Source organism: Brevefilum fermentans (assembly GCF_900184705.1).
Lineage (GTDB): Bacteria > Chloroflexota > Anaerolineae > Anaerolineales > Anaerolineaceae > Brevifilum > Brevifilum fermentans.
Genome location: NZ_LT859958.1, coordinates 2,306,088 through 2,327,577 on the forward strand (window position 1 = coordinate 2,306,088; position 21,490 = coordinate 2,327,577).

Consider the following 21,490-nt stretch of genomic DNA (forward strand, 5'->3'; position numbering starts at 1 on the left):
ACAGGAATTAATCATCCTGCAATAGGGCTAATCCGCCACGGAAGACATTGCAGAACACAACACAAACAGGATTAAGCAGAATATGTCAGGATATATGGGCAAAGTTTTATGGGTGGATTTAGACAGCGGCAGTTTTTGGGAAGAAGCCATCCCTGAAAAAATCTACAGGGAGTATCTTTCCGGCTTAGGATTGGCAGCCCATCTGCTGTATGAACATATCCCGGCTGGAGCGGACCCCCTCGGTCCAGAAAACATACTGGGGTTGGTCTCCGGTTTGCTGACCGGGACGCCCAGCTTATTTTCAGGTCGCTGGATGGCTGTTGGCAAATCTCCCCTCACCCAAACCTGGGGTGAAGCCAATTGCGGCGGCAATTTTTCACTGGCAATTAAAAAGTGCGGCTATGACGGCATATTTTTTAAAGGCATCAGCAAAAAACCGGTCTACCTCTTCATTGACCACCGCGGCATCCAGCTAAAAGACGCCGCAGACCTGTGGGGGCTGGATACATCGGTCACAGAAAACACCCTCCTGGAACGTCACCGAAAGTCGAGAACCCCCAGCATCGTTTGTATTGGTCCATCCGGCGAAAATCAATCCCTGATCGCCGGCATCTGTCACGATTTTGGTCGCATGGCAGCCCGCTCAGGTTTGGGCGCCGTCATGGGCAGCAAGCGCCTTAAAGCCGTGGTTTTAGCCGGCGCCAAGCCGATCCCTGTTGCCCACCCCCAGCGGATGAAAGCATTGTGCCGAAAGCCCGCCAAACTCATCCGTTTTCGTATCCCCTTCTCTGCACAGATCATGGCGTTAACCGGCATGCTTCTGCGCAATCCCTGGATCGAAATCCGCTGGGATGGGCTGATGTGGTCAGGTATCCTTCGCAAATGGGGCACCGTCGGTTTGAACCAGACCGCCATCGAATGGGGCGATGCGCCGATCAAAAACTGGGCAGGCACCCACCAGGATTACCCGCTCCGCTCTTCAAACAACCTCTCGCCGAGAAAGATCGCCAAATTTGAAGATAGGAAATATCACTGCCTCTCCTGCCCCCTCGGTTGTGGCGGCATCATGCGCCAACAGGGCGAAAGCCAGGCTGCCCATAAGCCCGAATACGAAACCGTCATGGCTTTTTCTTCCCTCTTATTAAACGATGATGATCAGCTCGTCTATGAAATTGGCGAACGGCTCAACCAGGCGGGCATGGATAGCATTTCAGCCGGCGGGACTGTGGCAGCAGCCATCGAATGGTATCAGCAGGGGATCATCACCGATGAGCACACCGGCGGCTTAAAGCTCGATTGGGGGGACGGGGAAGCGATTTTAACCCTGGTTAAAGCCATGATCGCTCGTCAGGGCATCGGTGACCTTCTGGCAGACGGCTCCAAACGAGCCGCTGAACGCTTGCAGATTGAAGATCATTCCGCAGCGGTTCACGCCGGCGGATCTGAACTGGCTCAGCACGATACCCGCCTGGATCCGGGTCTTGCCCTGCACGCCGGCGTCGATCCGGCGCCCGGCAGGCACACATCAGGCTCCTTTGTCTACTATAATTTCTACCGCCTGTGGTCCGCCTTCAAACATTTACCAAGGCCGCCCCTCATCTCGCTTAAAAAACACAAGCAGACCCCCTCACCAGAACTGGCAAAAAGAGCCGTGGGCACCGCCAAGTTCACCAATTTTTATAATGCCCTCGGAATTTGCATGTTTGGCGCTTACCTCGGGATCGACCGGCTCCCCCTCTTCAAGTGGGTCAATGCCGCCACCGGGTGGTCGCTCTCCCCTAAGGATTATCTCCACATCGGTCACCGCATTATGACCTTAAGGCAGCTTTTCAACATCAAACACGGGGTTTCCCCAAAAGATATTCGAATCAGCCGGCGCGCCCTGGGCATCCCCCCACAGGAGAGCGGGCCGCACCAGGGAAACCAGGTGGACTTCCCTGCCATGCGCCGTATGTTTTGGGATCACATCGGTTGGCATCCGAAAACCGGGGTTCCAACCCAAAGCCTGCTGATCGAACTCGGCTTGGACGATCGGGGGTTCTGAAATGGCGTACCGGATTACCGAAAACTGTCGCGGCTGCCAGGCTTGCGTTCGCCCCTGCCCCACACAGGCAATCAGTGGTGAACGCCATCAGGTTCATGTCATCGACCCCCAACGTTGCATTGACTGCGGCGCCTGCGGCAGGGTGTGTCCCTTTGGCGCCGTCCTCACCCCCGCAGCGGAACTCGCCGGGCGGGTTAAAAAAGCGAATTGGCCAAAGCCCCACATCAACCACAAAACCTGTGTTTCCTGCGGCTTGTGTATCCAGATTTGCCCGGTCAGTTGCCTGGCGTTTGAATACGTCAGGGAAGGTTCAGCCGCCCGCGGGTTCCCCATCCTGGTACAGCCCGCTGCCTGCATCGCCTGCGGGTTTTGCGCCAACATCTGCCCGGTGGAGGCGATCACCATGCGCGCCGGTCTTCCCACCCCTGCTTCACCCTGAAGACTTTCCGGGCTTGTTTATCATTCAATCTTTTTTAGCCAATCAGCAGATTTGAACGATTGGTCCCTTTATCACACGGTCCTACTCTTGGATTGCTAAATCTGATGGAGTTTGCGGAGCAATCACATCGGTCCGCTGAGATCTATTACCCCCTACGCCATTCCACTGCTATGCAAAGAATCTCACCTCACTGCCCGTTAAAAAAGAAGATGGTTTCCCATCTTCCTCCCATCGATCTTGTAGCAAAGGCATTGGTTTCCCCTGTTGGGGTTTTACAGGCTTATACCTGTAAAACCCCAACCCACACCCCCTTCCAATATCAAATGTACAGAATCATCTCCCCATCAGGGAAAGCCAGTGTAATTGGTAAACTTTGCAGCAGGTCAGCGCCCAGGACGCCTTCGTTTTCTCCCAACCCCAGCGCAGACCGCAGGGATTTTGGAACCACCCCACAATTCAACGATAGCACGCGACTGCCCACGGGAAGGGGTAATTTATACAGATGCGTTTGAAAGCCCTCTCCGCCAGGCAGGCGATCGCCAACCGTGCTGACCTGGTTCAGCCCCACAACAAACCTCTCAGGGACGTAATTGAATTTTAAACCGGTCACCAGGCGCATGGAGATGTCCTGTTTTCCAATTTTCAACATAACATGCGGCGGGGTTTCTCCCGTCAGCACAGGCAACCGCATCCCCGAAGAACGCAGAGCCTGCCTGCTGAATTGAACCAGTCCCTGGACGGGGTTGATCCGCATATGCAAATGATGCAAGATGTCCATCGCCAGCATCATATCTACAGAAATTCCCAGCTCCTGTGAAAGTTGCGAACAGGTCATCCCATGGTCCTCACCCTGGATTTTGAACGCTTCATTCATAAATAGCCAATCCGGGAATTCAGCAATGCTGGAAGGCGCAGCAGTATCGATGAAAACTGAATAACCTTCAATTCTCGCCAGCGGTACACCGGCAACAAAGTTGATCTGATAATCTCGAATAGCTTGCCCACCTCGTTTGTTCTGATATTCCTGGTAATGGCGGCGCTTCCTTTCCAACGCGTCGTAACCGAAGCGCAACTCTTCGGTCATGAGATGATATTTTTCTGCGGTGTGATCAGAGACAAAATCCTGGTGTTTCGACAGGGCCTCTTGCATGAGGGCTGCCGAGCCAATTCGGTCGCCAGCCCGCTCACGCTTCAGGGCTTCATTAGCCTGGTCAGCCAGGTCGACAACGGCAAAGCGCTCCATCAGCTCTGCATCTGGTTTGACTGCTGCCTCTTCAGATTCAGGCACAACCTTGAAGACGAGCTCTGCGTCAGCCGTGTGTTCTTTCTGGTCCGCATCCAACCCGGTCGCCTTAACGGGGATGTGCATTGGGGCTTCATCTGCACCGATAAGGTTCGACAGGCGCAGGTAGAGGCGTTGTTTTTGTTCAGCCACCAGGCTGCCGAGGTAGATCGAAAATTGCCCGCTATTGCCCTCAGCTCGCCAACCTGCTGAAACTTTGGCTTCTACATGCGCAGGCAGAGTGAGTGCCACCCGCACCTCTTTTAAGACAATGCTGATAATCTCATCAAATTCACGCTCAAACACATGTGGGATGGCATTGACCGTCTCAAGGAAGTGGAAATTCCCCCCGCCGTGGTTGGCAATCGCCTCCAACATGTGCTCGTCATAATCCGCACCCACCCCAAAACACGAGGTGGAGATGTTGCGAGAGAACAACTCCTGGGCATGCATTGAAATCGCGCTCACATCGCGCAACCCAACATTGGCCAGCCCGTCAGTCAACAGCAGTGTACGGTTGAAGGATTGTTTGCTGATCGTCTCAGCGATCTGCCGGCAACCTTCCAGCCAGCCCCCGTACAGGAAGGTGCTGCCGCGGCTTTGGATGCCCATGATCTTCGCTTTGGCTTCATGCTTGACCTTCTCGGTGAGGAATTGCGACTGCATCAAGACTTCGACCTCGTTGTCATAGATCACAATCGCCGCACGGTCTTGCTGATCCAGCAAGTCAATCACGTGGGCAGCCGCCTGTTTGGCGAAGTGCAGCTTCTCGCCATGCATCGATCCGCTGCGGTCGATCACCAGCGCAAGGTTGAGAGGCATGCGCGGCTTTTCCAGGGCAGCCGCAGGTGCAGCCAGGTTGATCTCCAGGATGCGCTCACAGGGCTTGCCCGCCGGGATGAGGGTTTTGTCTGCCTGGAGAGTGAGTTTTAAGGTGTTATTTGAATTTTTTGGTTCATATCAATATCTCCTTTTCTATTTACCGATCAAATAGTGAATGTGCAAAAGACAGCAAGCGTTTAATTTTATACAGGGTTTCTTTGTCACGAGTTTCACGGGTGTGGAGTTCAATCCCTTCCGCCAGTACCATCCGCCTCCAGCGTTCCTCCAGGGGAGGCGCGGAGGGCGGTTCTGCCCTGCTCTGGTCGTCTCGACTGCGACGATGGAACTCAAACGAATCCTGATATGCATAAAAACTCTGATAATTCTTGATCTCGCGGATCATGCCGTGAGCTTCTTCCAGCCCTTTGATGTAATCCAGCGCGCTGCCCTCTTCATCAGTTTGGGCAGGGCTGCCTTCTTCGGGTCTGGCTGCCTTGATCCTGGCTAATAAATCCTCCTGGTCATCGCGATAATGCTGGATCTCAAGCGGTGTCAGTACGTCCATCAAGGCACGGATGTCTTTCAGCGGCAGGTGCATCTCTTTTAAGATCAAGATCAGGTCCAAACGATCCAGGTGCTCTTGCGAGTAGCTGGCATATTTACCGCGCTTGTCTGGCCCGGGAAGTAAACCTTCCTGCATGTAGTAATGGAGCGTACGCACACTCAACCCGCTATGGTTGGCAAGGTCGTCAATGCTCAATTCATCCGTCATCTCAAATCCAATCGTTTATAATCTCAGTATCACTGTTATTATACAGTATAACTGAAATTTGTCAAGGGTTTTCGGAGGAATTCAATGGTTTTAAGAGTATTAAATGCAAGCAAAACAACGCCTATTCCTATCGATTAACAATTCACGATTACCGTCAGCTTCGTTCGGATCTAAAACCTGTTATCCATCGCTGTTTTGGGTGCATTGCAAGGGCTTGGAAGAGCGTCTTTTCCGGCTTATGATAAACTTATGAATCAAACCCAAAGTGTTGATCTAAAGGGTCGATGTGCAGCAAACAAAACAGGACGGAAAAGCCTTCTCACACACCGATCCACAACTCGCGCTGATCAGCAAACTCGGCTCGACATGATAATCAAGGAGAAATGATGAAAATTGCCATCACAGCAGATGTCCACCTGACCAGCTACGAAAAACATCCCGAGAGATTTAATGCACTTAAAAATATTCTCGACCAAATGGTTGATCAGAACATCGATAAACTGATCATCGCCGGCGATTTATTCGACGCAGCGTGCGATAACCCGGGTGAGTTTGAAAAGCTGGTTGGTCAGGAAAAATTCAAACACATGATCATTTACATCATCCCGGGAAACCATGATCCCGCCCTATCTTCGGGGTCATTCGCTTTGTCAAACATCAGGTATCTGACTGAACCTGAAAAGATTGCTTTCACGGAAGAGGTTCTATTTCTTTTTCTTCCCTATAAACCCAAAACAAGCATTGGCGAAACACTGGTTGCACATCAAGATTCGATATCGGGTAAAAATTGGGTGCTCGTCTCACATGGGGATTATCTTTCCAGCACAACCCTTCGTAATGATTACGAAGAGGGCGTTTATATGCCCCTTTCAAGGCGCGACATCGAGCTATACCAGCCTGTGAAGATGTTTTTAGGGCATATACACCTGCCTTACAACATGGATAAGTTGTACTATCCGGGTTCCCCCTGCGGCTTGGACATCACTGAAACCGGCATACGGACCTTTCTGATCTATGATACGTTTACCAACGCCGTCGTCCGTCAGCCCGTTAATACAGACGTGATCTATTTTCAGGAGCGATTAACTGTGCTCCCGGTGGAAAATGAGGTTGACTTTATCAAAAATAAGCTTTCCGCGCGAATCTCAGGTTGGAGAGTTGAAGAAAGACACAAAAAGCTGCTGAAGGTGAGAATTTCTGCCCACGGATACTCTGCTAACCGTGAGGTTGTTGGGAAAACGATCATCGATTACCTTCAACAGGAGAATATCAATCTGATTGAGCCACCGGACCTCAGCAAACTTAAAATATCCACCGACCTGACGCGGGCAGATATCATTTTAGCCGTTCAGGAGCGATTGGCTTCTTTGGAGTTGCCTGATGGTCATGATGACCCGGTCCTTGACGATTACATCCTGTCAGCCATGAACCAGGTCTATGGAGGTTAGCCATGCATATACGACTCGAAAATCTTTCGGTTAATCGTCTCGGACCTATTGCATCAATCAAATGGCAATTTAAGGATGTTAACCTGATTTATGGCAAAAACGAGCAGGGAAAAACATTTCTTGTTGAATACCTCTTAAGTTCATTGTTTAAAAATCATTCTAAAACCCGCCCCCTGACAGATTCTGGACAGATCAATATTTCTGGATTGGCTGAGAACGTGATGAGATTTGATCCTAAATCCAGGAAAAAGATTGAGGATTATTTATACCCTGATGACAAGCCGGTGGATCTCTCCCGCCTTTTGGTGGTTAAAGCGGGCGTAACAAAATTTTCATCAGATAGTGAAAAGGGGGTCACAAAGACGGTCCTGAAAGATTACCTGTCCGATCAGCGAGTATTGGATTTGATTTTAAACCAAATACCAAGCAATATTCAAAAAAGCTCCTGGGAGAATGGGCAGCTTATTCCTGGCCAGCAGTCCGGTGATTGCAGGACTTACAATAATTACATCATCGAGCTTCAAAAAATCGATGAACTTCTCGCCGAAGTTGATGAAAAATACACGATGGGTGAAATCATGATCGAAAAACATCAGCTTGAGGAGGTTGATGGTTTGTTGCAGGTTCAGGAACAAGCACGCAGATACAGTGCTTATCAGAAAAACAGCAGAATCAAGGCGCTATCTGAAGAACTTAAACAGCTTCCACAAACAGAATTGGATGCAATCAAAAAAATCAATAATGATGTTCAGAGATTGAAAAAGCAAATTCAAAAAGACAAAGATCAAATCAATGCCCTTGAACTTAAGTGCATCCATTATCACTGGCTGGAAACGGCAATAGCTGAATGTGAAAAGAGACCGGAAGCCCTTTCCCTCAAATCCGATTTATTTTTCACCATCCTGGGAGTTGTCCTGATCGTCACTACGGTTGGACTTGCTTTTTTACAATTACCCTGGGGGGCACTCGCGGCTGGTTTGCTGGCCCTGCTGTTTTTTATATTGATAAGCCGCCGCTATCGGTTGATGGTGCAGCAGCGTGATGATATCGCTGAAATCAACCGGATATTTGCCGGTTATCAGAAGAGGTTTGGTCAAAAAGCACAGGCGATAACGGATTTAAAAAGCAAACATGCGGTGCTACAGCCCGAATATTATGCCTTAGAACAAATCAAATCACAATCTATCGTCAACCAGAGAGAATTGGATCATTTAGAACAAGAGCTTGAAGCCAGACTCTCGGTCTATTGTGCACATACCCCGGATCATGATGACCCGGATGAGCGAATTAATGCGCTGCAGAAAAAGCGAGATCAACTTGAAGAAGCACACAAAAACGAGAACATCGCCCTGGCAGCTTTAGGGGTTGAGCCTGAAGATTATTTCAGTGGCCCGGTTGACATACAATATGATCGGGAGTTGTTTAACAAACTTAACCACCAGAAAAATGAGCTTGTGAGTTCGATCAATAAAAAAGAAACCAGCCTTTTAGCTTTGAAACAACGCATCTGTGACTTCACCTCTTCAGACATAAATTCAGAATGGGACAAAATAATTAATGACTTACGTGTTCACAGGGATAAAACCAGCCAGTTAAAGAAAGAAATTATGGCAAAAATCGGTTCAGGAGCCGTTATCACAAAAGTAATACAAGAAATTCAAGACAGGGAAGATGAGGGCATTGCAAAAGCCCTGGCTGCTGACACCATCTGCGAGCCCATTAAAGCCTTAACCCAAACCTATCAAGGAATCGAGATGGATGGGGATGACATTATTGTATTCAGCGAGAATGAAAGGTTTCCAGTACATCATTTAAGTACCGGAGCACAGGAACAAATTTTGCTGGCTTTAAGAATTGGCATCGCTGCTCACTATTTACAGGACAAAAAGATGTTCTTGATTCTTGATGATGCCTTCCAACATTCGGACTGGCAGCGCCGAGAGTGGATGGTTGACCAGATGGCTTACCTGGCATCAATTGGCTGGCAGATCATCTATTTTGCCATGGATGATCACATCAAAGGACTCTTTGAAGAACGGATAAAACCGAGGTTCATGGATCGCTATGTAATGTTTGAATTGGCAAAATAAACATGATAACACAAATTCGTCAACGCAATCAAGGAGGTTGGAATTGCCCGTTAATTTAATCCTTGCGCCTGCAGCGGCTGGCAAAACCCGTGCCTGCTTGCAGCGTATCCAATCCCTCCACGCCGCCGAGCCTTTCGCGCCCGTCTGGGTGCTGGTACCCGACGCACAAAACGCAGCCTATTTCCGCCAGCGTATGGGGCGCATCGGTGGTGGCATGGGCGTCAATGTAGGCACCTTCAGGGTACTGTTCACCGACCTGCTCGAACGGCAGGGACGCTTCTCACCGGTGATCACCTCTGCCCTGGAACATCGCCTGGTTCAGCAAATTGTAGAGGCAGCCCATACTGCCGGTGAGCTGGATCACTACGCTGCGATCAAAGCCAAGCCGGGGTTTATCAGCATCCTGCAGGATGTTTTCTCCGAACTGCGCAGCGCTTACATTTCCCCTGACCAGTTTTTGGTTTACACGAGCGCGTCTCCCCGAGCCAGGCAAGAATTGGCGACCCTGTATGCCCGTTTCATTGCTCAACTGGAGGAGATCGGCTGGATCGATCATGACGGTCAGGTTTGGGAGGTGATCACCGCCCTGGAAGACGATCTGAAAACGGCAGCTCATATCCGCCTGCTGATCGTCGACGGGTTCAGCGCCTTTGCCGGCGCTCGTCTTGAGTTTCTCAAACGGATCTCGGTCCAGGTGGGCGAGATGCTGATTACCCTGCCCGGTGTGCAGGGCTCAACTCGCGCAGTTGACCGTCGAACCCGGGCGGTAATCCAAACCCTGCTAAACGAACTCTCACCCCGGGTGACCGAACTTTCCAGCGCGCCTTACCTCCCCCGTGAGAGCAAATATCTTGAGCAGCACATCCTGGAACCCGGTGAAACTCCCAAAATGCAAGCTTCCACCCCATTCTTCCTGGAAACTCAAAACCAGGGCGAAGAAGCCCGTGAAGCGCTGCGCTGGGTCAAGCGCCTGTACAAACGCCATGGGGTTCCGCTCTCAGACTGCGCCCTGTTCGTCAGCCACCTGGACACCTACCGACCTCACTTGCGAGCCGCCGCTGATGAGTTTGGGGTCAAAATACGCTTCTCCCACCCGGACAGTCTTATGAAATCACCCGCGGTGCAATCGTTGCTTAATTTACTGGAAATGCCCCCGGAGGACTTCACGACCCGGGCTGTGATCAACGCCCTGCGCTCGCCCTATTTTGATTTCGGACTGGACGAGAAGGATATTGACCATCTGGAATTAGTCAGCCAGGTGGCGCGCATCGTTGTCGGGCAGGAGCAATGGACGGAGGCGTGGGAGATGCTTTCAACAACTCGCCGTGATTCCGAGGAACCTCTGGATGATGAACGCCAGATAAGCAACCCGCTGCGCGCCGTCGATCTTACGGCTTTGCGCCAGCGGTTTGTTCGCTTCTGGCAAGTTTTTGATGGCATCGAAACGCCGCGCACTCAAACTGAATGGGTCGCCTGGCTGGAATCCACCCTGACGAATCTGCAATTTTACAATCAGCTCTCCGGTGAACGTGATATGGAAGCCTGGCAAGCCCTGGGCGAAAGCATGGGATCACTCATCCTGAGTGAACAGGTGCTCGGTAGGCACCCGGTTAGTTACGAACACTTTTTATCCATCCTGCTGGGCGCAATTCAGGGGGCACGCCTGGATGAACCCCGCGAAGCGAAACAAAATGCCGTGTTTGTCAACGAAATCCAGCATGCCGTCGCCTCTCGCTTTAAGGCGGTGGCGCTGCTGGGCTTTTCCGAAGGGTTATTCCCTGTCGTAGAGCACCCCGACCCCTTCCTGGATGAGCACACCCGGGCTGACCTGGGTTTGGACCCGCGATTGGGGCGCGAGCAGGTCAATACCTTTTACCAGGCTTTTACCCGCGCCGACCATTACTTATTGTTCACCCGTCCGTACCTTGCCGAGCACGGTGAGCGTTGGGAAGCCTCCCCTTACTGGCTCTCCGCAGTCAGTTTGTTCGAAAAAGAAGCCGTGCAGAAGATCAGTCCGAACAGGGTCCGACCCCAGGCAGAAGCTGCCTCTCCTCAAGAGCTGCTGTTTTGGGCGGTCCAACAACAGGACCTGCATTACAAAGACGATGACGAGCTGGTTTCCGGCTGGAAGCAACTCGCCTTTGCCAGAACAATCCTCAATGCCCGTCGGATGAAAGTACCGCAAAGCCAATACGAAGGTGATCTCAGCGCTCAGGCAACAATCTTTGAAGCAATTTTTTCACCTGACCATACCTGGAGCGCCTCGCGCTTTGAGACCTACGCCACCTGCCCACATCAATTTTTTATTCAAAACCTGCTGAAACTTGAACCGAAAAAACCGCCCGAGTTGGGTTTGGACGCAGCCCAAATCGGTAGTATCCTGCACGACATTTTAGAAAAGGTTTATCGGGCAGCAGAAGACACCACCGACCTTGACGCCCTGCTGTCCAACCTCGAGAGCCATGCTGCCAGCGTCTTTGCACAAGCCCCGCACAAAGAGGTTTTTCGCCCGTCACCGCTGTGGGAGGTTGAAAAAGACCAGTTTATTGCCATGCTACGCAAGACGATTGAAGCACTCCATGCAGAAAGCATGGGCTGGACGCCGATCCGCTTTGAAGAGAAGTTTGGCATCAGCAATACGCCCGCCCTGGTCCTCGATCTTGGAGCTGAAGAAGTTCGCTTGCGCGGGTTGATCGATCGGGTGGACCGGAATGAGTTTGGTGGTCTCCGGATCATTGATTACAAAACAGGTGGGTCAAACCTGTCCAACAAGGACCTGATCAGCGGGCGTCGCCTGCAAATGCCAATCTATGCTCAGGCAGCCCAGCAAGCCCTGCGTTTGGGCACGGTTAAAGAAGGTTTTTACTGGCAAATCAGAGCTGCAAAGCCAAGTTCCTTCAAGTTATCAAAATTTAAAAACAATCAGCAAAAAGGGCCACAAGCTGCCTACACGATCGCCCTCGACCATATCAGGCGCATGCTGGGGGATGTTCGTTCAGGCTCATTCCCACCGATCGCACCCGGGGATGGTTGCCCAAGCTATTGCCCGGCTGTCCAATGGTGCTGGCGTTACCAGCCTGGCTATTGGAGAAAGAGGAATGATGACCGATCCTCACATTAAAAAAATACTGGACACCCTCAACCCACAACAATACCTGGCAGCTACCGTTCGCGGGCGGGATGTGGTCGCGACAGCCGGCGCGGGCAGCGGTAAGACAAAAACCCTGGTCGCCCGTTATACATCGCTTTTAGCTGAAGGAATTCCGCCGCGTCGGATTGCAGCGATTACTTTCAGCATCAAAGCGGCACGCGAGATGCGTTCCCGCGTGCGCGAGACTCTGTACGAGCTCCAGCAAGATGCTACGACTGAAGAAGACCGCCAGAAATGGTTAGCGCTTTCAGCACAAATGGACGCTGCACGCATCAGCACCATCCACAGCCTATGCGCCGAGATCCTGCGCGCCCATCCTGCAGAATCCGGCATCGATCCCAGGTTTGGGATCGTCGATGAAAGCCTGGCAGCCGCCTTACGCCTTCAAGCGGTAGAGGATACGCTCAAAGCACTGGTGGATGAGGAATCCTATGCACCCTTATTAACGAATATTCCCCTGTTTGATTTGCGGCCAATGCTGAAAGACCTGCTTAACCGCCGTTTGGAAGCCGATGAAGCCATTAATCAGCAGGCAGACCACCTCACAGTGATCACCCAGATGCTGAAGGAGGCCATGCACAACCCGATCATCAAAGACGCGATTTCTGCCCTGCGAGGGACGTCTCTGGATGAGTTAACCAGCGACGCAGGTGAAAATTTGGCGGGTATGGTTCAGAATCTGCTGACCATGTGGGATGAAGCTGAACGCGCCATGGATCGCAGTGACCTGTTTGGCTGTGCAGCAGCACTTTACCAGGCCCGGCGATCATACATGAAATTGAACATTGGAACAAAGGGTGACACAAAAGAGATCATCCAGGAATTACGGACCAACTTCGACCTGCTAATCAACCCATCTACCGGCGGAAAAGAGGCTGTCGATCAGGCTCCAGACCCAAAAATTGAAACGTTGTTTAGCGAATTACGGCTGTTGCTGCAAAACGCCTATGTGACATTGTGCCAGAACTACCAGAATCTGTTGCATGCCCGCCAAGCCCTCGATTTCGACGACCTGGAACAGGGCGCACTCCAGCTTTTACACAATCATGCCATCCGCCAGCACTGGCAAAACGAGCTGGACGCCATCCTGGTGGATGAATTCCAGGATACCAACCGCCGCCAACAGGGCATCATCGAAGCCCTGGCCGGTCCCCCGGGGCGCCTGTTTATCGTCGGCGATATGCGCCAATCGATTTACCGCTTCCGCCAGGCGGATGTAACCGTGTTCAAACAGGTGCAAGACCGTATTCGCGCCGCTGGCGGCCAGGTGATCGACCTGCCATTGACCTACCGAACCCACCAACCGTTGCTGCTGGCCATCGATGACCTGCTTTCCCCGGTGATCGGTACCCAGCCCGACCCGGCGCGGGATTATTATGTCCCCTATTCAACAATGAAAGCCCATCGCCAGGAACCGCCCGAGGGCATCCAGCCCCCCCACATCGAGCTGGTAATCGGCACAGCCGAAAACGCTGAAACTGCCCGGCAAAAAGCCGCCCAGGCGTTGGCGGTGCGGTTGCTGCAGCTTAAAGAAGAAGGACAGGTTCAAACCTGGGATGAGGTCGCACTGCTATTTCGCGCCTCAACAGGTTATGCAGATTATGAAACGGCACTGGAAGAGGCGAGCATTCCCTTTGTGACGGTTGCAGGTCGAGGGTTTTATGATCGCCCGGAAATTCGCGACCTGATTAACATCCTGCGAGCGCTGGCAGACCCGCTGGACGATCTTGCTTTTGCCGGTCTGCTGCGTTCTCCGGCTTTCGGATTGAGCGACAGCGCGTTGTTCCTGCTGCGCCAATCCGGACTGCCCTACTGGGAAGCTTTGCAGGCGGATCTATCGGTTTTGAATACCCAGGATTGTGAACGAGCCCACAGGACCCTTGAAATTGTTTCACAGCTCCTGCCCCTGGTCGATCGTATCCCCGTGGCAGAATTGCTCCCCAAAATCGTCAATGCAACTCAATACCGCGCCATCCTGGCTGCAGCGGATGTGAAGGACAATTCACAGGGCGCCAGTACAACCGGGGGTAGGCTGTGGCGAAACCTGGACAAACTTCTGGCTGACGCCCTGGCCAGCGAAGAACTGCGTGTCCGCAATTACCTGGACATGATCGAAACCCTCAATGACGCGGGTGCTCGCGAAGGTGAAGCCTCTGCTGAAGCCCAGGGAGCCGTACAATTGATGACCATCCACAAAGCCAAAGGACTGGAATTCAAAGTGGTCATCCTGGCAGCCGCCAGGCGGGAGCCCAGATCGCCCGGCGAACTGGTGTACCTGTTCGAGGAACTGGGCATGGCGTTCAAACTTGATCCTCCGCCCATGCTTTACAACCTGTCTAAGCATTTTGATAAAGACCAGAACGCAATGGAGCAGTTGCGGTTATTGTACGTTGCCCTGACGCGCGCAGAGGACAAATTGATCATCAGCGCTCATGCCACCCAAAACGAGGAGGGAAAGCTAAGCTTTCGCGCCTGGGGAAAAATGCTTTCCGAAGGTCTCGGGTTGAAGAGCGAGGACATACATCTTGCCGATGGTGAGCCCTTTGAATTCCGCACACCATCTAACCAACCCCTGCGGGTGTGGTGTTTGAGTGATGCTCACCCGGTGCCTGAAATTTTTCTCCCCGATGAAGTCGGTGAAACGTTGGAAGTCAGCAAATACATTCCCCTGTATCATCCCATCCAGATCAGTGACCTGGAACCGGCAAGCGACGAAGGTGAGGAGCAGGTCGATCCGCCAAGCTGGTGGAGTATCAACCAGGATAGCGCACAGATCGGAAAAATCCTGGGGACGATGGTACACAAAGCGCTTGAACGCTGGCGCTTTCCGGGGGAGACAGGCTTCGAGCAGATGCTGGGCACGGTAGCATTGCGTGCCGGGATCGTTCAGGAAGATCAACGATCCGAACTCATCCAACAGGCGATCCTTCTGCTCGAACGCTTGCGGGCACACCCTCTCTGGGGTCAAATCAACACCAGCGCAAAGCGCCTGCATGAAGTCCCCTACACCCTGCAGGTGGGCGGGAAAACTGATAATAGAATCATTGACCTGATCTATCAGGATGACGAGGGTTGGAAAATCGTCGAGTTCAAGACGGACACCATCCAAAAACCGGGTGAAAAAGCAGAATTAATGTCCCTGTACGCGCCCCAGGTACAACGCTACCGGCGTGCCTTCAAACAACTGATGGGCATAGACGCCCAGGCAAGCCTGTGCTTTTTAGATGATCATGGCAGGGTGGGGCTGGAAAGCATCTGGTGAGGTTGAAAATTAAAAAAACTTCTGGAAATTTTCAGGGGCGATGCAATTTCTTGTAGCTGAAAGCAAGAAAAAATTGACCGATCGAAGATCGCGGACCACAGCTCCTGTCTTCATTTCTGTGGTTTTCTTTGGATGTAATGATGATTCAAAACAAGAGATGCGTCTCGACCACTAACAGTTAATCTCTGTGTTCAACCCACCCCATACACCAACAAGCCTGCCGTTTGCCTCGCAGGTATAATTAATTGGATCCGATTATGATGTGAACCGGGTGCGACAGGACATTTCCCTGGTCGAGCAACTTGAAAGGACCTTATGGCGTTTTTAATCACAAAAGAATGGCTGATCGACCTCTCCGAAGACTTTGATAGCCGGGTGGAGGAAGGCAAGCTCATCTATTGGAAAGCCGGGATCACGGTCATTGCGGTTCCCTTTCGACTCCCTGAAGAAACTGACAAACTATCCTTGCTCAAACAAATCCAGGAAAAAATGCCGGCTGATACTTTGGAAACCATGGTTTCCACCAAAGGCAAACTTGTCGGCTTAGGTTATACTCGTATCAATAACGAGCAGAATGAAATCAAGCGCCTATCACTGTATACTTTCACCGCCAGTGATACCTCGTGTTTGCAAATCGCCTTTTATCTGGATAATCCGGATGACCTGCCCTGGGCAAAATCAGTATGGGAACATTTAATTTTCCACCCGGCTGAATAGGTTCGTTTCTTTTCTTCATAGCTTCCACATCCATCAGTAATGATTTTAATTTTATAATTGATTATATTAAGTTTAACAACATAATATCTTTGTTATCTTTACTTCGTATTTGATTTTATTTAATTTTTATGTTATAATCATTACTGTCAATACGATGATCAAATAGAAACACAGGTGAGCAGATGCAAAAAGAATTCCAACTGCTAAAGCCCTTTTCAAAAGTCAGGTGTAAGGATGTTGGCACGCTGATGCTAACCCAGGGCGAGGTACCCGCACTGACCATCGACGCAGATGAAGGTCTGTTCGAAAAGCTAATGGTCGAGGTACACGGTGACAGCCTGGTACTGGGCTTTGATGAGAGCTGGATAAATCAGATCGAAATGATATTCTCATCGATGTTTTCCAAAGACAATCGCAAGGTCGCTTATTATCTCACCGTCCCCGATTTGCGCCAGGTGAGCATCAGCGGAAAAATCGACCTGAACTGTGATTCCTTCACAAGCGATGATTTTAAACTCAACGTCTCAGGATTGGGCAAATTGAACTTCGGTCATTTAGAATGTAGAACTCTCGATGTGACCATCAGCGGGCGCGGCGAATTCTATGCCGCCGGTCATGCCGACCATCAATCGATCCGCATCTCAGGCTCCGGAGAATATCAAGCCCCCAATCTCGCCAGCCAGTCCGGACGAATCGTGATTTCGGGGCAGGGCAATGCCACCTTGCGGGTGGATGACAGCCTTGAAATCATCATCTCGGGAATGGGCCAGGTTAATTACTACGGTCAGCCGAAATTGCGCCAGGTCATTAGCGGGATGGGCAAATCAAAAAGGTTGAGTAATTGTTAAAAATTCGATAAAATAATAAGGGAGGAACTATGCGTCAGGAAATTCAAATCGAAAAGAAAGCTTCAGAAGTTGTTCAACCCAAATCCGTTGAAGAAGCTCGGGAAGCCATCTGTACCCGGCAAGACCTTTCCGGCGCAGACCTGCGCGGCATGACGCTGGGAAACATCACCGCTGTCGGTGCAATTTTGCGTAAAACCAATCTGACCGGAGCTAAACTTTCACATGGATTGCTGATTAAGCCGAATTTCTATAAAGCTTCTCTGCAGGATGCAGCTATCCATAACACGATTATCCTGGGCGGCGACCTGGTGAAAGCCAACTTTACCGGGACGGACCTCAGCGACTCAGCGATCGTCGGCGCGGATGCTTCCGAAGCCAGCTTTGAAGGCGCCAGCTTGCGCAACGCCGCGCTGGTGGGAACAAGCTTCACCGACGCCAATTTCACCGGGGCAGACCTGATCAACACCCGCCTGGCAGGATTAGATATAACCGGTGCAAAATTCACCAACGCGAACTTTACCGGCGCACGTGCTCATAACGTCAACTGGGAAAAGGCTCTGGTTCCACCCTTGACACTGCCTGCCCCCATGATTCAACTTCCCACCTGGGTCTGGTCGGTTTTGCTGGGTGGAATTCTTGGCGTTCTGGCTCTGATCATCTATGCCCTTATCCGAAGAAAGCGCAAAGCTGCCTGATTTTTCTCAAACAGCGCAAAAAAGCCCCGAAAGCCAGTGCTTCGGGGTTCTTTTTATCGGTTTGATAACAACTTTTACTGTATGATTTTTTGCAACAGAAAGGGGGAGATGCGCTGGATGGGAATCAAATCATTGGTTTGCTTCAACGTCATTTCTGCAATCCTTCAATCCATGCCACTCATTGCAGTATTGTTCAAGCCTTGCCAGTCGTGTCAAATTGAGTTCGGTCAGACAGATTAATTCCTGCAATTGGCCCTCATCGCTGCCCCCCGCCATTTCGTGCACCAAATGACATTCCGAATTGCGCGATTCCTCCCAGGCAATTTGGTTTTCGATCAGTGCAATCTGGTCCACTGCTTTGGGCTCCAACTGAACAAGCCTGCTCTCCATAGATTGGACCAACGCGCCAGAAACCTGTGCTGCCTTAAGATGGCACGAGATCGCATCTTGAATGGGCAGCTCTTCCGAACAATCTGGCATATCGACCAAAGAATTTTTTTCAGTACGGGGCGTCACCGTCAGGCTGGGCTCTTTATCGCCAGTTTGTGTTTGCAGAGAAATATAAAAAGCAATGACCAGCAGGATCCCTGCCAGGCTGAGAAGGGTGATGCTTTGCATGTGGGGTCGAATTTTATTCATCAGATTTAAATAGCCTGCCTTATTCGCAGGTGATCACCGGTCATCATTCGCAAACGAGAGCATTATACTGCAGTACACCCATTAAAACTGCAAGAAATATTCCAAAAGAACCCTTCGTCTTGCATCAACGAAAATCCCTGCGCGCAGGGCCTTCTTTGGCAAGGTTGAACACGCAGGTCAGCCCCAATTGCTGAGTTTTTAACTATTTACAAGGTTCTCAGGGTTTCCACGATGGCTTGTTTTGCAGCAAATTGGTTTGTGAGCGAGTTCTGGGCGTCAAAGACTGGTAAAATTAAAACAGGAGAATATATCATGAATCGGTTAGAACGAATTCGCGCTGTCCTTGCTGGCCAGGTACCCGATCGTGTGCCAGCCAGCTTTTGGTTTCACTTTCCTGCTGAGCAAGCCCACGGGGAAGCTGCGGTTAAAGCTCATCTTGATTATTACCGCCAGGTAAAACCGGATTTTCTAAAGATCATGAACGAGCACCCCTACCAGACGAAGGTACAGATTAGAACGCCAAGTGATTGGCGCAAACTCAAACCTGCGCCGTTATCAAGCGAGTTCTTCCAGGCACAACTTGACGAGATCAAACAGATCACCGATGCGCTCAACGGGGAATGTTTAACCACCACCACCATCTTCAATCCTTTTTCCTCCGGCAACCATGCCTCAGGTCGCCTGGTGACGCAACACCTCAAAGAAGATCCCCAATCCGTGAACATGGGCCTGGCTGTGATTGCAGAAAGCCTGGCTGAATTCGCCGTTGCGTGCCTGGATGCCGGCGCTGACGGTATTTACTTCTCGGCTCAGGGCGGGGAAGCAGATCGCTTCAGTGAGCATGTGTTCCTTGAATTCATCAAACCCCACGATCTGACCGTGCTGAATGCAATCCGGTCAAAGGGCGAGCTGAATATCATCCATATCTGCCGCGACAACGTCCGCCTGCACCTCTACTGCAACTACCCGGGACATGTTTTCAACTGGGCTGTGACTGCACCATCCAACCTTTCGCTGAAATCGGGCAAGCGATTATTCACTCGTCCTATCCTCGGCGGGCTGGATAACAACGGTCTGATCGTTAAAGGAAAGCCAGAAGAGATTGAACATGCCGTGCACGAAATTATCCGCAGCGTGGGACCTGCCAACCTGATCATCGGCGCTGATTGCACCCTGCCAACTGACATCAACCGGGAAAACATTCGTCTGGCTATCGAAGCGACGGGCACCTACCCCATGCCGGCACAGACTTCGAATTGATCCTTCGCTAAGTGCCAGAACCCATTAAAACCAACAGGCGCCGCAACCAGTTGCGGCGCCTGCTTTAATATTAACCCGATGTATTTACACGATCCCGGAAACCAGGGCGAGCAGCAATCCCCCGGCGATCACGCTGCCCAGCTGTCCGGCTGTATTGGCACCCATGGCATGCATCAAGATGAAGTTTTCAAAATCCTCATCCTGCGCAACCTTCGCCGCCAGGCGGCCTGCCATTGGGAATGCGCTGATCCCGGATGCGCCAATCAGCGGGTTGATCTTACCGCGGCTTAACACAGCCATCAGCTTGCCAAACAGCAGCCCGGCAATTGTGTCGAGGATGAAGGCAATCAATCCCAGACCCAGAATCATCAGTGTCTGCAGGTTTAAAAACGATTCAGCTTTCATGGTTGCGCCAATTGCCAGCCCAAGGAACAGCGTAGCCACATTGATGATCTCGTTTTGAGCGCTCTTACTCAGCCGGTCCACCACAAGGCTTTCCCGCAGCAAGTTACCCAGCATCAACGACGCGATCAGCGGAGCTGCGTCCGGCGCCACCAGGCTGACTACAACGGTCACAAAGATCGGAAAGATCACCAGGGTCAAACGTGAGACCGGTCGTGGGGCATACTCCATGCGAATCAGACGTTCTTTACGTGTGGTGAATGCTTTCATAATCGGCGGTTGGATGATCGGGATCAAGCTCATGTACGAGTATGCCGCCACTGCAATCGGCGCCAGGAGTTCAGGCGCCAGCCTGGCGCTGACGAAAATCGCTGTTGGGCCGTCAATCGCGCCGATCACCCCAATCGATGCCGCCTGGTTCAGCGGAAAACCCAGCAGGAGCGCCAACAGCAGAGTGCCATAAATCCCAAATTGCCCGGCAGCCCCTAACAGCACCATTTTTGGTTGTGTCAACAGGGGGCTGAAATCGATCATCGCACCCACACCGACAAAGATCAACAGCGGAAATAACTCCGTGGCGATCCCGGCGTCGTAGATCACTTTCATGAAGCCTGCATCAGTCGACATGCCAATATTAGCCATGATGCAGCCAAAGCCAATCGGCAGCAGTAAGACCGGTTCGTAGTCTTTGGCCACCGCCAGGTAGATCAACACCACCCCCAAAAGAATCATCACAGCATCGCCCCAGTTAAAGGCGGTGAAGCCCTTGGTGATTTCTCGGATCAGGAAGGAAAAGTCCAAATAGGCCATTGATTCACTCCCTTATTCTACAAAGGTGATCAGCACCTGACCGTGATTGACCTGTTCACCCACAGTAACTGCGACCGCTTCGACCACTGCCTCCCGGTTGGCGCGGATGGCGTTTTTCATCTTCATCGCCTCCAGGGTGCACAATTCCTGGCCACGGATTACAGCGTCACCGGGTTTGACCAGTACCGCCACAATCACGCCGGGCAACGGTGAGGTCAACTCACGCCCGCCATCTGCGAGCACTTCCGGCGCTTTAGCAACAGGGGTCACATCCGGAACCGAGACCAACGGCATGGCAGCCTGCCCGGTTTGGGTTGAGCCCGTGTCCTCTGGCCATACCTCAAACCGTTCGCCCTGTACCCATGCAATCACCGGCCGGGCATGAATATCATCAATTTCAACGGTGTAATGCTGATTATCAATTTGCACTTCTATTTTCATTTAATCATCCTCTTTTTCGCTGTCCAAAAAATTGTTGTGAGCGATGCACGCTTTGCCAGGGGCTCATCGTCCCGAGTTGAGCCTGTGCACCCCGGGTTATCGGTCTGCTTTGGGCAATCGCCAGTCCAACCGCCACCGCGGCTGCAGCCGCGCGGCGTTGTTTTTCAACAGCCGCCATATCCGTCACCGAATCGGCTGTCTCCACATCATCCACATCTTCTTCAGTAGGTTTATTGGTTGATTTGGGAGTCGTCACCCATACCAACAGCACCATCATCCCCCATAAGAAGATGATCACGGCAAACACCAGCCCCATACCAATGGCTGTGATCATTAAACCTTGCTGGATTACTTCATTCATCACATGA

16 protein-coding genes are annotated in these 21,490 nt (G+C 51.5%); 10 read left to right on the top strand and 6 right to left on the bottom strand.

Features of this window, described 5'->3' with window-relative positions; all coding sequences use genetic code 11:
• Positions 1-82 precede the first annotated feature (82 nt).
• Positions 83-2,044: an aldehyde ferredoxin oxidoreductase family protein gene (locus CFX1CAM_RS10095; RefSeq protein WP_087862902.1), complete on the top strand. Its 1,962-nt coding sequence runs from the start codon at positions 83-85 to the stop codon at positions 2,042-2,044.
• Position 2,045: 1 nt separating this feature from the next.
• Positions 2,046-2,483 carry a 4Fe-4S binding protein gene (locus tag CFX1CAM_RS10100; RefSeq protein WP_087862903.1) on the top strand — a complete coding sequence of 146 codons (438 nt, stop codon included), beginning with the start codon at positions 2,046-2,048 and terminating at the stop codon, positions 2,481-2,483.
• Positions 2,484-2,802: 319 nt separating this feature from the next.
• Here CFX1CAM_RS10100 and CFX1CAM_RS10105 read toward each other — a convergent pair whose 3' ends face one another.
• Positions 2,803-4,587 (bottom strand): vWA domain-containing protein, encoded by a 1,785-nt coding sequence (locus CFX1CAM_RS10105; RefSeq protein WP_087862904.1) that lies wholly within the window; start codon positions 4,585-4,587, stop codon positions 2,803-2,805.
• A gap of 157 nt (positions 4,588-4,744) precedes the next feature.
• Complete coding sequence (locus tag CFX1CAM_RS10110; RefSeq protein WP_087862905.1) at positions 4,745-5,359, bottom strand: MerR family transcriptional regulator; 615 nt, start codon at positions 5,357-5,359, stop codon at positions 4,745-4,747.
• 386 nt (positions 5,360-5,745) lie between these two features.
• On the opposite strand from CFX1CAM_RS10110, the gene CFX1CAM_RS10115 reads away from it, so the two are divergent.
• From CFX1CAM_RS10115 to CFX1CAM_RS10145, 7 genes are all read left to right on the top strand, one after another.
• Entirely contained in the window at positions 5,746-6,807 is a 1,062-nt protein-coding gene (locus CFX1CAM_RS10115) for a metallophosphoesterase family protein (RefSeq protein ID WP_157891847.1), read from the top strand.
• A gap of 2 nt (positions 6,808-6,809) precedes the next feature.
• Complete coding sequence (locus CFX1CAM_RS10120; RefSeq protein ID WP_087862907.1) at positions 6,810-8,897, top strand: ATP-binding protein; 2,088 nt, start codon at positions 6,810-6,812, stop codon at positions 8,895-8,897.
• Positions 8,898-8,940: 43 nt separating this feature from the next.
• Positions 8,941-12,018 carry a PD-(D/E)XK nuclease family protein gene (locus tag CFX1CAM_RS10125; protein ID WP_087862908.1) on the top strand — a complete coding sequence of 1,026 codons (3,078 nt, stop codon included), beginning with the start codon at positions 8,941-8,943 and terminating at the stop codon, positions 12,016-12,018.
• Complete coding sequence (locus CFX1CAM_RS10130) at positions 11,999-15,310, top strand: UvrD-helicase domain-containing protein (RefSeq protein WP_231940986.1); 3,312 nt, start codon at positions 11,999-12,001, stop codon at positions 15,308-15,310. The genes CFX1CAM_RS10125 and CFX1CAM_RS10130 overlap by 20 nt, the downstream gene beginning before the upstream one ends.
• A gap of 315 nt (positions 15,311-15,625) precedes the next feature.
• Entirely contained in the window at positions 15,626-16,027 is a 402-nt protein-coding gene (locus CFX1CAM_RS10135) for a hypothetical protein (protein ID WP_087862910.1), read from the top strand.
• Positions 16,028-16,209: 182 nt separating this feature from the next.
• Complete coding sequence (locus tag CFX1CAM_RS10140; protein ID WP_087862911.1) at positions 16,210-16,875, top strand: head GIN domain-containing protein; 666 nt, start codon at positions 16,210-16,212, stop codon at positions 16,873-16,875.
• A 29-nt stretch (positions 16,876-16,904) separates the two neighbouring features.
• The gene (locus tag CFX1CAM_RS10145; RefSeq protein ID WP_087862912.1) at positions 16,905-17,570 is read left to right on the top strand and encodes a pentapeptide repeat-containing protein; all 666 of its coding nucleotides are present in this window, start codon (positions 16,905-16,907) and stop codon (positions 17,568-17,570) included.
• Between the two features lie 129 nt (positions 17,571-17,699).
• Here the strand turns inward: CFX1CAM_RS10145 and CFX1CAM_RS10150 are convergent, their stop codons facing one another.
• Positions 17,700-18,209 (bottom strand): lysozyme inhibitor LprI family protein, encoded by a 510-nt coding sequence (locus CFX1CAM_RS10150; RefSeq protein WP_087862913.1) that lies wholly within the window; start codon positions 18,207-18,209, stop codon positions 17,700-17,702.
• A 312-nt stretch (positions 18,210-18,521) separates the two neighbouring features.
• On the opposite strand from CFX1CAM_RS10150, the gene CFX1CAM_RS10155 reads away from it, so the two are divergent.
• A complete protein-coding gene (locus CFX1CAM_RS10155; RefSeq protein ID WP_157891848.1) occupies positions 18,522-19,469 on the top strand; it encodes a uroporphyrinogen decarboxylase family protein in 948 nt (315 codons plus the stop codon).
• 84 nt (positions 19,470-19,553) lie between these two features.
• On the opposite strand, the gene CFX1CAM_RS10160 is transcribed toward CFX1CAM_RS10155, so the two are convergent.
• The 3 genes from CFX1CAM_RS10160 to CFX1CAM_RS10170 are packed head-to-tail and all read right to left on the bottom strand — an operon-like array spanning position 19,554 to position 21,483.
• On the bottom strand, positions 19,554-20,681 hold the full coding sequence (locus CFX1CAM_RS10160; protein WP_087862915.1) for a sodium ion-translocating decarboxylase subunit beta: 1,128 nt from the start codon (positions 20,679-20,681) through the stop codon (positions 19,554-19,556).
• A 12-nt stretch (positions 20,682-20,693) separates the two neighbouring features.
• Complete coding sequence (locus CFX1CAM_RS10165; protein ID WP_087862916.1) at positions 20,694-21,122, bottom strand: biotin/lipoyl-containing protein; 429 nt, start codon at positions 21,120-21,122, stop codon at positions 20,694-20,696.
• Between the two features lie 4 nt (positions 21,123-21,126).
• Positions 21,127-21,483 (bottom strand): OadG family protein, encoded by a 357-nt coding sequence (locus tag CFX1CAM_RS10170; protein ID WP_087862917.1) that lies wholly within the window; start codon positions 21,481-21,483, stop codon positions 21,127-21,129.
• Positions 21,484-21,490: the final 7 nt, after the last annotated feature.

What these genes read in the sequence shown, in the direction of transcription:
- CFX1CAM_RS10095 (WP_087862902.1), top strand. Translation starts at nt 83, where the DNA reads ATGTCAGGATATATGGGCAAAGTTTTATGGGTGGATTTAGACAGCGGC.
- CFX1CAM_RS10100 (WP_087862903.1), top strand. Translation starts at nt 2,046, where the DNA reads ATGGCGTACCGGATTACCGAAAACTGTCGCGGCTGCCAGGCTTGCGTT.
- CFX1CAM_RS10135 (WP_087862910.1), top strand. Translation starts at nt 15,626, where the DNA reads ATGGCGTTTTTAATCACAAAAGAATGGCTGATCGACCTCTCCGAAGAC.
- CFX1CAM_RS10140 (WP_087862911.1), top strand. Translation starts at nt 16,210, where the DNA reads ATGCAAAAAGAATTCCAACTGCTAAAGCCCTTTTCAAAAGTCAGGTGT.
- CFX1CAM_RS10165 (WP_087862916.1), bottom strand. Translation starts at nt 21,122, where the DNA reads ATGAAAATAGAAGTGCAAATTGATAATCAGCATTACACCGTTGAAATT.
- CFX1CAM_RS10115 (WP_157891847.1), top strand. Translation starts at nt 5,746, where the DNA reads ATGAAAATTGCCATCACAGCAGATGTCCACCTGACCAGCTACGAAAAA.
- CFX1CAM_RS10145 (WP_087862912.1), top strand. Translation starts at nt 16,905, where the DNA reads ATGCGTCAGGAAATTCAAATCGAAAAGAAAGCTTCAGAAGTTGTTCAA.
- CFX1CAM_RS10170 (WP_087862917.1), bottom strand. Translation starts at nt 21,483, where the DNA reads ATGAATGAAGTAATCCAGCAAGGTTTAATGATCACAGCCATTGGTATG.
- CFX1CAM_RS10130 (WP_231940986.1), top strand. Translation starts at nt 11,999, where the DNA reads ATGACCGATCCTCACATTAAAAAAATACTGGACACCCTCAACCCACAA.
- CFX1CAM_RS10150 (WP_087862913.1), bottom strand. Translation starts at nt 18,209, where the DNA reads ATGAATAAAATTCGACCCCACATGCAAAGCATCACCCTTCTCAGCCTG.
- CFX1CAM_RS10155 (WP_157891848.1), top strand. Translation starts at nt 18,522, where the DNA reads ATGAATCGGTTAGAACGAATTCGCGCTGTCCTTGCTGGCCAGGTACCC.
- CFX1CAM_RS10105 (WP_087862904.1), bottom strand. Translation starts at nt 4,587, where the DNA reads ATGCCTCTCAACCTTGCGCTGGTGATCGACCGCAGCGGATCGATGCAT.
- CFX1CAM_RS10110 (WP_087862905.1), bottom strand. Translation starts at nt 5,359, where the DNA reads ATGACGGATGAATTGAGCATTGACGACCTTGCCAACCATAGCGGGTTG.
- CFX1CAM_RS10120 (WP_087862907.1), top strand. Translation starts at nt 6,810, where the DNA reads ATGCATATACGACTCGAAAATCTTTCGGTTAATCGTCTCGGACCTATT.
- CFX1CAM_RS10160 (WP_087862915.1), bottom strand. Translation starts at nt 20,681, where the DNA reads ATGGCCTATTTGGACTTTTCCTTCCTGATCCGAGAAATCACCAAGGGC.